Source organism: Sphingomonas sp. SL1004, from assembly GCF_057815015.1.
In genome coordinates, this window is sequence record NZ_JBYMUX010000001.1 from 1,235,520 (window position 1) to 1,246,672 (window position 11,153).

General features: G+C 69.4%; 6 protein-coding genes. All 6 read right to left on the reverse strand.

The window, feature by feature from the left end; genetic code table 11:
* Positions 1–49: 49 nt before the first annotated feature.
* The 6 genes from addA to AC3D24_RS05465 all read right to left on the reverse strand — a co-directional run bounded on the left by addA (position 50) and on the right by AC3D24_RS05465 (position 11,072).
* Positions 50–3,475: a double-strand break repair helicase AddA gene (gene addA, locus AC3D24_RS05440; protein ID WP_489028901.1), complete on the reverse strand. Its 3,426-nt coding sequence runs from the start codon at positions 3,473–3,475 to the stop codon at positions 50–52.
* Complete coding sequence (gene addB, locus AC3D24_RS05445; protein ID WP_489028903.1) at positions 3,459–6,419, reverse strand: double-strand break repair protein AddB; 2,961 nt, start codon at positions 6,417–6,419, stop codon at positions 3,459–3,461. Before addB ends, addA begins: the two co-directional genes overlap by 17 nt.
* Positions 6,412–7,167, reverse strand: a complete 756-nt coding sequence (locus tag AC3D24_RS05450; RefSeq protein ID WP_489028905.1) for a nucleotidyltransferase family protein — start codon at positions 7,165–7,167, stop codon at positions 6,412–6,414. Before AC3D24_RS05450 ends, addB begins: the two co-directional genes overlap by 8 nt.
* Positions 7,164–8,144: an aminoglycoside phosphotransferase family protein gene (locus AC3D24_RS05455; protein ID WP_489033055.1), complete on the reverse strand. Its 981-nt coding sequence runs from the start codon at positions 8,142–8,144 to the stop codon at positions 7,164–7,166. The genes AC3D24_RS05450 and AC3D24_RS05455 overlap by 4 nt, the downstream gene beginning before the upstream one ends.
* Positions 8,141–8,590, reverse strand: coding sequence for a tRNA (adenosine(37)-N6)-threonylcarbamoyltransferase complex ATPase subunit type 1 TsaE (gene tsaE / locus AC3D24_RS05460; RefSeq protein ID WP_489028907.1), 450 nt, complete (start codon positions 8,588–8,590; stop codon positions 8,141–8,143). Before tsaE ends, AC3D24_RS05455 begins: the two co-directional genes overlap by 4 nt.
* A gap of 118 nt (positions 8,591–8,708) precedes the next feature.
* Positions 8,709–11,072, reverse strand: coding sequence for a sensor histidine kinase (locus AC3D24_RS05465; RefSeq protein ID WP_489028909.1), 2,364 nt, complete (start codon positions 11,070–11,072; stop codon positions 8,709–8,711).
* Positions 11,073–11,153 lie beyond the last annotated feature (81 nt).

Consider the following 11,153-nt stretch of genomic DNA (forward strand, 5'->3'; position numbering starts at 1 on the left):
GTTGATCATAATCTAGGGTCGGGCGTGCACGCGCTCAACCACCGGGCGGCTAGCTTTGCTCCGTGCCACGATAGTGCGGCTTGTGCGCGGCTAGCATATCGGCCGTCAGCCCGATCAATCGCGGTCCCGCGGTGTAGAGCAATGCCGCCTCGACGGTCCGCCCGGGGAAGATCACCCCCAGCGCCTCGGCATAGGCCGCGAGTTGTTTCAGGTGGTACTCGGGCACCTCGTCTACTCCGCGGGGCGCGCGCCGCCCGGTCTTGAAGTCGACCACGCGAATGCGGTCGGCCTCGATCAGCAAGCGATCGACGGTGCCCGACACGACGATACCGTTCGGCAAGGTCGCCGCGATCGGCGCCTCGGCCAGCGTCTCCGCCCCGAACAGATCGGCAAGCTCGGGATCGTCGAGCACGGACAGCACGCTCCGCACGATCTCCGCGCGGGCTGCCGCATCCTCAACCCCGCCGGCCTTCTCCAGCCAGCGGTCGGCCGCGTCGGCGCGGTCTGGTGTAGCGACTGCGGGTAGCCGCTCGAACAGCGCATGGATCAGCCGGCCCCGCTCGGCCGCGATGCGCATCGCAGGCGTAGGCGGCGGATCGGACACCGCATCCTCACCCAGCGCCGACGGTGACAGGGGGCGAGGTGGACGCGCCTCATGTGGCGCCGGTTCGTGCGCCCAGGCCGGCAGGTGCGCGTTCTCCACCTCCCGGACCGACGCCGCAGGTTTCGCCACCACGGCGGGCTGAGGCTCGACCCCGGCGAACGTCCGCGCGCCCTCGCCTTCGACCACGCCGAGCGCCGTCAGCGCACGGTCAGCCGCTGCGTACCAGCTATTCTCCGGCGGCACGCCCTTCGCACGGGGACCGAGCGCACCGGCGATCACCAACCGCTCCTCCGCCCGCGTTGCGGCGACGTAGAACAGCCGCCAATGCTCCTCCAACTCGCGCTGTTCGGCCGCCGACACGACCGCGTCCAGCGGCCCGCCGCGCTCCGCCGATCGGGGGCGGAACACCGGTATCGGCGCAGCCCCAGGCTCGGGCGCCCATTTCAGGATCGAGCGCGGCGTCGCAGACGGGTCCGCCGTCGCATCTGCCAGGATCACAAGAGGCGCCTGCAACCCCTTCGCGCCGTGCGCGGTCATCACCCGGACCGCATCGAGGGGGGCGGACGGATCGCGGACGATCTCGACATCGCCGCGATCGAACCAGTCGAGGAAGCGTTGCAACGACGGTGTCGTCGTACTCTCGAACGTAAGGGCGGCGTTGAGCAGTTCCTCGATCGGATCGCGCGCCTCGGTCCCCAGCCGACGGATCAGTTTGCGCCGTCCGTCGAGCGGTCCCGACAGCAGTTCCTCCAGGAACTGGTACGGCGTGGCGATGTCAGCGCGCGCCAGCATCGCCAGCAACGGGGCGAGCCGCTCGGCCGACTGCGTGCGCTGCAGGTGGCGCCACAACGGGCCTGCCTCGCGCGGCGCCGCCGCCATAAGCTTGTCCTGCGTCCACCCGATCAGTGGGGACACGAGCAGCGCGGCGACGGACAGATCGTCCTCGGGCTGCAAGACGAAGCGGATCGTCGCGAGCAGATCCTGCACGGCCAGCGGCGCGTTCAGCCGCAGCCGATCGACCCCCGCCACCGGCACGCCCTCGGCATAGAGCCGCGCGACGATCAGTGACGCGAGATCGCCGCGCCGCTTGACGAGAATCATGACGTCCTCGGGCCGCAGCGCGCGGCCCTTGCTTTCCAGCATCAATCCGTCGGCGATCCAGCCTTTCACGGCGCGCGCAATGGTCCGCGCCATTTCGCGCATCGCATCGTCGATCCAGCCCTCTTCGTCCTCTTCCGCGCCGCCTGCCGATATCGTCGGCCACAGTGACACCGTGCCGGGCCCCGCGACCTCGCTCGCGTGACGTTCGACCTCGCCCACGATGCCTAAGCCCGGTTCGCCGATTGCACCGATTGCCGCATCGACGAACTCGAGCACGGTTCGCGTCGACCGGAACGAGTGTCGCAGCGACAGGCGCGCCAATGGCAACCCGCGCTCCTCCTCGGGCCAATCGTCGTCACCTTCGGCTTCGCTCGCACGGCCGCCGAAATACTGTTCGGCTGCCTGGAAATTGAGTGGATCGGTCCCCTGGAACCCGAAGATCGCCTGTTTGTAATCGCCGACCGTGAACAGGGTGCGCGTCGATGGCGCATAGATGCCGCGGCCGACGAAGAACTCGTCCGCCAGCGCGCGGACGATCCGCCACTGGTGCCCGTTGGTGTCCTGCGCCTCGTCGATGAGCAGGTGCTCGGTCGCTTGGTCGAGCTTGTAGCGGACCCACTCGCCGATCCCTGGCTGGTCGAGCAGCGCCACCGTCGTCGCGATCAGGTCGTCGAAATCGACCGCGCCCGCGCGCCGCTTGGCCTGCGCATAGCCGCGCGCATAATCGCGGCCGACCTCCAGCCCGTTGGCGAGCAGGTCGCAATAGATCGCGCGCTGGACCATCAACAGCACGTCGGTGCACGCCTCGCCCAGATCGCGGGCGAGGATTTCGTACTCGGGTTCGGCATCGATCAGTTTCTTCGAGGCCTTGCGCTGCGTGCCCGTGCCCGTGAGCACGACGCTGGCGAGGTCGGCCAAGGTCGCCGCGCGATCTTCGGAAACGAGCCAGCGCTGAACGGTCGCCGCCGCGGCCTGACCGGTGGCGGTCCCCCACGCGCGGTTCGCCGCGGCAATACGCGCAATCGCGTCGAGGTCGAGCGCGTCGCACCACTCCGCGATCGCCTCGTCGATGTCTCCGGACGGAAGCCCGAGTTCGCGGCGGAGCCACGGCTGGATGCCGACCGGGAGGGCCTCCAGCGCTGGCAGCGCACGCGCGCAGGCGAGCAGGAAGGCCTCCGCCCCGCCCTCGCCCATCCGCAGTGACAGGCGGCCGACGATCTCGACCGGGCGCTCGCGTCCATCGCGCTCGGCATCGGACAGCATCGACGCCAGCGCCTCGCGTGCGAGCCCTGCCTCTTCGCGCGCTTCCAGCGGTCGGAAGCCCGGCGTCAGCCCAGCCTCGACCGGGAATGCTGCCAGCAAGCCCTGGCAGAAGCCGTGGATCGTCTGGATGCGCAGGCCACCGCCGGGCGCATCGAGGACCTTGGCGAACAGGGTGCGGGCGCGGTCCTGCAACGCCTGCACCGGGCTCTCGCCGAGCGCGATCAGGTCCGCCGCGAGCGCCGGCGCGGGCATCCGCACCCAGGCGGCGAGGCGCCCGTTGATCCGCTGCGCCATCTCGGCGGCGCCCGCCTTGGTGAAGGTCAGGCACAGGATCGCGCCGGGATCGACACCGCGCAAGAGGAGCCGGAACACGCGCGCCGCCAGCACCTGCGTCTTGCCCGTGCCCGCCGACGCGGACAGCCAGACGTGCGAGGCGGGGTTGCTCGCATCGGCCTGTGCGCCCCTCAGCCGGGGCAGCGTTGCGAGCGCATCACCGCTCACGGCCATACCATTCGTCGCGTCGCATCAGCTGGTCATACTCGGCATAGGGGGCGTATTCGGGCACCAGTTTCGCGGTGAACGCGGCGCTGCCGGTCAGCCATTCGCCGACGACTTCGGTGAAGTTGTGCGCGGCGATCGCGGTGAACTCGGCGGTCGGGATCTTGTCGCGCTTGCCCTCGGGATCGACCGGGCTCTCGATGTAGCCGAACGCGTCGCGCTTCTTGCCGAGCGACCAATATTCGAACGCGCCTGCGGTGCCGGAGACGTCTGGGAAGCCGCCGCGCTCGGCGATCAGGCCGAGCAGCCCGAGTTGCAGGCTATAGCCAGCGCGGACTGCGGTCGGCGAAGGCGGCTTGCCGGTCTTGTAGTCGATCACGGCTAGGCGCCCGTCCGCCAGCTTGTCGATGCGGTCGTAGCGGCCCGACAGGGTGACGCCGGCGATCTCGATCTTGCCCTTGCCCTCGGCGCTGGCGACGGTGCGGCCGTCCTCGCCCTGCGCGACGATAGCGCCCGCGATCCAGTCGATCGCCTCCAGCAACCGCGGCTGCCACAGCGCGCGCATCATCGGATGCGTCCGTTCGTCGTCGAGCATCGCCTTCGCGCGCTGCCGGAGCGTGTCGACGGTGCAGTTGTCCTGCTTCCACCATTGCTCGAGAATGTCGTGCACCGCGGTGCCACGCCACGCGGCGCTCGGATCGGCATCGACCGGATCGAGCGGCATCAGCCCCAGCACGCGGCGTGCGTAGAAGGCGTAAGGGTCGGCCTTGAGGCGATCGACCTCGGTGACGGAGATGGCCTTGGGGCGCAGCAGAGCCGGCGGCGACGGGGCGGGACGATCCGCTGGAAGATGCTCTCCCGGATCGTCGAGCGCCCGTGTCCAGCCTTCGAGCGCCGACGCGCGTTCGAACCGATCGCCGGCAAGCGCCTGCAACCGGAGCCAAAGCCGCGAGGCCAATGCAGGCGACTTCGCATCACGCCGCGCTCGCGTGACCACCGCGCGTGGTGCGCCAAGCGCCTGCGCGAAATCATGTGCAGCGGTTCCCACGCGCCGTTCCAGCCCCGGCAGCCCAAGTTCCATCCGAATACGCGGCGCAAGCCAAGGATCGGGCGCGGGCCGGCCCGGCCACACGCCTTCGTTGAGCCCGCCCAGCACCATGACGTCGGCGGTCTGCAACCGCGCCTCGATCAGCCCGTAGATTGCGAGGCGGGGATGGCCGCCCGGCGCTGGCCGCACCGCGACCTCGTCGAGCAATGTTCGCAACAGTTGCGGCAACTCGCGCGGATCGATCCGCGGCGGTCCGGCCGGCGCTTCGGCTTCCAGATCGGCCAGGAACTCCGCCGCGGCTCGCCCCGCCAGCCCCGACCAGAGATTGTCGCCGCACAGGGTTTGCGCCGTCTCGCGCAGGCAGGCGAGCACCGACGCCAAGGGCTGCGGACCCTGATCGAACGCCGCTGCGATCGGCGTCAGTAACGGCTGGACGTCGGTCCACCACGTCGCCGCAGTTCCCTTGCGCTCATCCAGATGCCCGGCGATCCCGTCGAGCCCCGCCGCCGGCCTCGGCCCGCGTAGCCTGCGATCGAGCGCACGCGCGCCGTCGAGCCAGAGCAGGCGATCCTCGCCCGCGCGCACCAGTGGATGCTTGAGCAACGCCAGCAGTGCGAGCGGCGAGAAGCGCTGAGCCGCCGCCTCGGCCAACGCGAGCAGCAACGTTCCCGGCGGCAGGATCGACAAGGGCCGTCCCGCGCTGTCATCGATGCCGATGCCCCAGCGTCCGAGATGCGCCGACACGCGCCGCGCCAGGGCACGGTCCGGCGTGACGAGCGCCGCGGTCCGCTCCGGCACCTCCAGCGCTTCACGCAGAACGAGCGCAATCGCCTGTGCCTCTTCCGCCGGCGTCGCGAGTTCGGCTGCGGTCACCCCCTTCAAGCGGCGATCCTCCGCGGCGATCTGCGTCCACTTGCCCGTGAAATCCGCGGGCGCCAGCGCGTTGGCGATCGCCCGGCCGCGCGCGGCATCGGCGTCGTGCCCGCCGCCCTCGCGCCAAGTCTGCACCTCGCCGCGCGCGATGCCCATGCGCAGGAGCATCAACTTGGCATCGAACTGCGGATGCGTCTCGATCGACCGCCGAGCGAGCCCGGTGACCGGGTTCGGATCATGCGGGCCGAGCGCGTCCCATTCCTCGTCCGGCAGCGCGAGATCGAGTCCGGCGAACACCACCATCCCCTGCGGCATCTCGGCTATACACCTGAGCAGCTGTGCGACTGCGGGAGCGGAATCGGTCACGCCCGCGGCGCACACGATCCCGGCGGGCGGCGCGTTCCGCCAGCGCCGGGCAAGCCGGTCGAGCAACGCCGAGCGCCGCGTCGCTTCGTCGATCCGCCCCAGCCGTGCCAGTTCGCCCGGCCAGCGTTGCAGCACGATCTCGAACGTCGCCAGCGCGCGCCGCCAATGCTCGGTGAGTTCAGGCCCAAGCTCGATATCGCGCAATCTGGTCGGCGGCACCTCCTCGACCAGCAGCTGGTCGAGCGTCCGCGCGAGTTCGCCCGCCAGCCGCACCGCTTCGGCCGCATCGACGGGATGGCCTTCGCGCGCGCGCTCTTCCGACACCAGCCGCGCGAGGATCATGCGGCGTTGATAGGGCGGCACGGCGGGCAGCGGCGGATCGATGTCGTCCGCCGGATCGAGCGCGGCGCCGACCGCCTCACCCATCTCTGGATCGCCCAGCGCCACCAGCCGCGGCAACACGAGCCCGCCGCCACTCGCGCGCACGAACGCCTCGGTCACGGCCTTCACCGCGCGGTTGTTCGGCAACACGACAAGCGCTCGGGCCAGTGCGAGCGGATCTCGCCCCGCCCGTCGGGTCAGCCCGGCGACGAGCGCATCCGCAAACGCCCGGTGCGCGGGGATCGTGTACAGCGTCGGTCGATCCGTCGCGATGAGATCAGCCATCCGCGAGGATCGCCTCGGTCTTCGGGATCGCGGCGGGGGTGCCGACGTCGAACCACAGGCCCTGGTGGACCTGACCGTAGGCGCGACCGGCCTCGATTGCGCGGTCCCAGAACAGGTTGGTCGAGAACGGCCCCTCCGGCCAGTCCGCGATCAGGCGGGGATGCAGGATCTGGATGCCGGTATAGGCGAACGGCGCGACGCGGCCGGGCTTGCGCCGCCCCGCGATCCGCCCGTCGCTGCCGAGATAGAAATCGCCCATCCCGCCGTGATTGTTGGCGCGCGCGAGCGGCACCATGAGCAGAAGCGCGTCCATCTTCGCGTCGTCCCAGCGCGATGCGAGCAGCTTGATCGCGTCCATCGGCCCGTCGATCCAGAGATTGTCGCTGTTGACGACCAGCACCGGCGCATTCCCGAGCAGGTGCCGCGCCTGGACGAGCCCGCCGCCCGTCTCCATCAGCATCTTGCGCTCGTCGGAGATCACGACGTGGATCCCTTCGAACCGGTCTGTGACGTGCGCCTCCAGCGTATCCGCCAGATAATGCACGTTGACGACCGCGCGTTTGATCCCGGCGGCCTGCAACCGTTCGAAGACGTGATCGATCAACGGCTTGCCCGCGACCTGCACGAGTGGTTTGGGCCGCGTCGCGGTCAGCGGGCGCATCCGCTTGCCGAGCCCGGCGGCCATCACCATCGCCGTCTCTGGCACGATCCCGCGAGGGACAGGGCGAATCGTCTGCTGGCGGGTCACGCGCTCAAGGCCAGCGGATCGCCACGAAGTACCGACGGCACGTTCGCCGCGAACCACGCGGCGACCGGCGCCATCACCGGCTGCGCCAGATCGCGCTCCAGATACGTCCAAACGCGCGGGCACATCGTCGCGTAATGCGGCTTGCCGTCGCGCTTCCACAGCCGCGTGAAGATGCCGAGGATCTTTGCATTCCGCTGCGCGCCGAGCACGTGATACGCGTTCATGAACTCTTCCCCCGCGTCCGCCGCCGCGCGATATCGCTCGAGCATCGCCGCCTCGACCGCCGGATTGACCGTCCGCCGCGCGTCCTGCAACAGCGATACCAGGTCGTAGGCCGGATGCCCCGCCAAGGCGTCCTGGAAGTCGAGCAGGCCGAGCGAGCGCTCCGGCCCGACCAGCATCAGGTTTTCAGCATGATAGTCGCGCAGAACCGTGACTGGAGTCTCGGCGATCGCATGATTGAACACCGCCTCCCAAGCCGCGTCCCAACCCGCGAGATTAGGCTTGATCCCGACCGCCGGGCAGTACCATTCGACGAACAGCTCCGCCTCGCGCTTAAGCACCGCGCGATCATAGGGAGGGACCGGTCCCGCGGGCTCTGCACGCAGCCGAACCAGCAAGTCGATCGCCGGCGCGTACAACGAAAGCTCCTCGTCAGGCGCCGCGTCGACCGCCTCGCGCAACCGGTCGTCGCCGAAATCCTCGATCAGCACCAGCCCCTGGTCTAGATCGCACGCCAGGATCGCTGGAGCTGCAAAGTCGTGCTCGACCAGCCATTCCGCAATGGCGATAAAGGGGCGCGGGTCCTCATGCGGCGGCGGCGCGTCCATCAGGATGGCCTTACGCCCCCCCTCTTCGGCGCCTTCAACTGCACGGAAGTACCGCCGGAACGACGCGTCGCCTGCAACCGGGAGGATCTGCGCGCCTCCCCAGCCATGAGCATCGAGAAAAGCGGCGGCGCCGGGCGGCGGGGTCATGTCGGCCATCGCGACCTCCAAGCTTCCGGCACCTCGGCTGTCAAGCTGCGCGTGCCATCCGGCTCGATCGTCAGGCTGAGCCGAAGCGCGTCGGGCCAATGATCGGGACCGGCGCGCTCAGGCCATTCGACGAGCAGCAGGGAGTCGTAGCGTGCGTCGTCTAGCGCCAACTCCTCGATCTCGGCGGGATCGTCGATCCGGTAGAGGTCGACGTGGAGCACGGGGAAGTGGACCTCGGGCGGCTCGTAGGGCTGGACGATCGCGAAGCTAGGTGACGGCGCTTCGCCGGCGAGCCCGAGCGCGGTGAGGAGTCCGCGGGCGATGCTGGTCTTGCCTGCGCCGAGCGTGCCTTCGAGCGTGATGACGTCGCCGTGGCGGACGAGAGTAGCGAGCATAGCCCCGAACGCCTCGGTCGATTGCGGATCGGGTAGGAGGATCACGCGCATGAGCGCTCTCTCCCTCGGGGAGAGGGTTGGGCGAGGGGCTGCGCCAGATAGTGCACTGCTTGACTGCCCCTCTCCCCAGCCCTCTCCCCAGAGGGGAGAGGGAGTAGATTCAAGACCCTCATCGCCGCGGCAATTCTACGGTGATCAGCGTGCCCTCGCCCGGCTCCGACACCAGTTCGATCGTCCCGCCATGTGCCTCCACGAACTGCTTGGCCAACGGCAGGCCCAACCCCAAGGCGCGATCCCCCATCGTCTTCGATTCCGCAAACCGGTCGAACGCATGCGCGACGGCCTCGGCATCCATGCCGGGTCCGTCATCCGACACCACGATCCGCGCGGACGTCGCGTTGCCATCGGTATGCAACAACACCCGCCCGCCATCCGGCGTCGCCGCGGCCGCGTGGCGCAAGAGGTGCTCGACCACCTCCTTCAATCGCTTCGCATTCCCGTTCACCCGCCCTGTCGACCGCGCCACTTCCACTGCAAAATCCAGTTTCCGCCGCTTGGCCGACGGCAGGATCGTCTCCGCTGCCGCACGCACCGTGGTCGCGAGGTCGACGTCACTCCGGTCCGTCTCCTCGCGATCGCTCTCCGCGCGCGTCAGGTCGAGCACGTCGTCGACCAGCAACCCCAGCCGCTCGACGGACTCCAGGATCGCCCCGACATAGCCCTCCGCCTGCTTGGTCATCTTGCCGGCGTATCCCCCGTGCAGCATCTCCGCGAACCCGCTGATCGAGGTCAGCGGCGTACGCAGTTCGTAGCTCATATTGGCCACGAATGCGGTCTTGACCTTGTCCGCCGCCTCCAGCGCGTTGGCACGGTCGCGCAATGCCTGCTCCGCACGCCGGCTGTCGGTGATGTCGAGCATCGTGAACAGCGCGTTGCCATCGGGCAGCGGCACGCCGGCGAACTCGAAATGCCGACCGTCTGCAAACGCGACGCGCCCGCCGCGCTGCTGTCGCTCGACCGTCGCCGAGCGGACCAGATCGGGAATCAGCGCCGAGCGATTGGGCGTGAGCAGCTTTCCGCCTGCGGCCTCGGCGAACGCGTCGACGCGGGGGTGCGACGCCAGGAACTCTTCCTCCAGCCCCCAGAGCAGCCGAAACCGGTTGTTCCAGAGCTGCAACCGCCCGTCAGCTGCGAACACGCCGAGCGCCTCGAACAGATTATCGAACGTGGCGGTCCGCACGCGCAGCAACGTATCGCGCGCGCTGGCGAGCTGGACCTGCTCGGTGCGATCCTCAAAGATCAGCAGGAGGCCACCATCAGGCAGTGGCTGCGCGACGACTCGGAGATGCGTGCCGCCGCGAAGATGCCAATTCTCCTCCATCGCGCCGCCGCCGGGAGAGCCACTCGTCTGCATGAACCAGTCGCGGCGCTCCGCCTTCCAGCTCGGGAAGTCGCGCACTTCGGGCAACCGGTTGGCCTCGCGCATCCGTTCCAGCACGCGGTCGAACTCCGGCCGGTCGGCGAGCCATTCGCTGCGCATCGCGAACATACGCCGGAACGGCTGGTTGCAGAACACGAGCGACCGATCCCCGCCGAACTGTGCCACGCCCGCCGACAACCGGTCGAGCATCGCGCGTTGGGCTTCGGCGAACCGCTTGGCCCCCGACCGCGCCTGCTCCAGCTCCTCGATATCGATCGCGAACCCGGCAACCCCGCCGCTCGGCAACGGGACGTCGTAGATCTGCAACGACCGCCGGGCACCATCGATCGTCGCGGGCAGGACCTGCTGGTGCGGCCGACCCTGCTCGCGGGCCACCGCAGCACCAGCTAAAGGTCCGCCCCGCCCCGATCCCTCGACCAGCTCCAGCCCACGCGCCACCACGTCGGCGGCGTCGCGCCCCTCGACCGCATCGACATAAGCCGTATTCACCATCGCCAGCCGCAGGTCGGTCGCGCGATACCACATCGGCATCGGCGCCGCCTCGATCAGCCCGGTCAGCGACTCATACGCCTCGCCCAGCCGCGCGGTCTCCGCGCCGAGCCGGGCGATTTCCGCCTCGCTGTCGGTCGCATCGAACGCCCAGAGCAGCACCGCCCCGGTCGCGCCCATCTCGCCCGGCGCGCGCCCGCCGCGAAACGTGATCGCCCGCGTCGACTCCTGCAGCCGCACCGACCGCACGAACCCCCGTCCCGACCGCTGCGCCGCAGTGATATCGGCGATCAGTCGCGCGGCGTCCTCCGGTGAAAGCCCGGTTCCGCCGGTCGCCAATTCCGCAAGCGATCGCGGCGGAACCGCGAGCCCGAGCCAGTCCGCCATCCGCTGCGACATCTCGATCCGACCGCCCGAACGAATGATCGTGACGATCGCCGGCGATCCGTCGATCAGCGCTTGCAGATGCGCGTTGGCGTCCAGCGTCTCCGCCGCATCCCCCCGCGCCCGCATCCCCACAAACAACAGCACGCCCCCGGCGACGATCAGCACCAGCAGAAGCGCGCCCACCAGTACGGCTAGGCCGGTGCCAAGCGTGATCATCGGAAGTATGCGAGAAAATTCATCACACCCGTCTAAGCCAAGCATGTCGCGATAGGGAAGACGCTTGCCGCGAAATGCCGC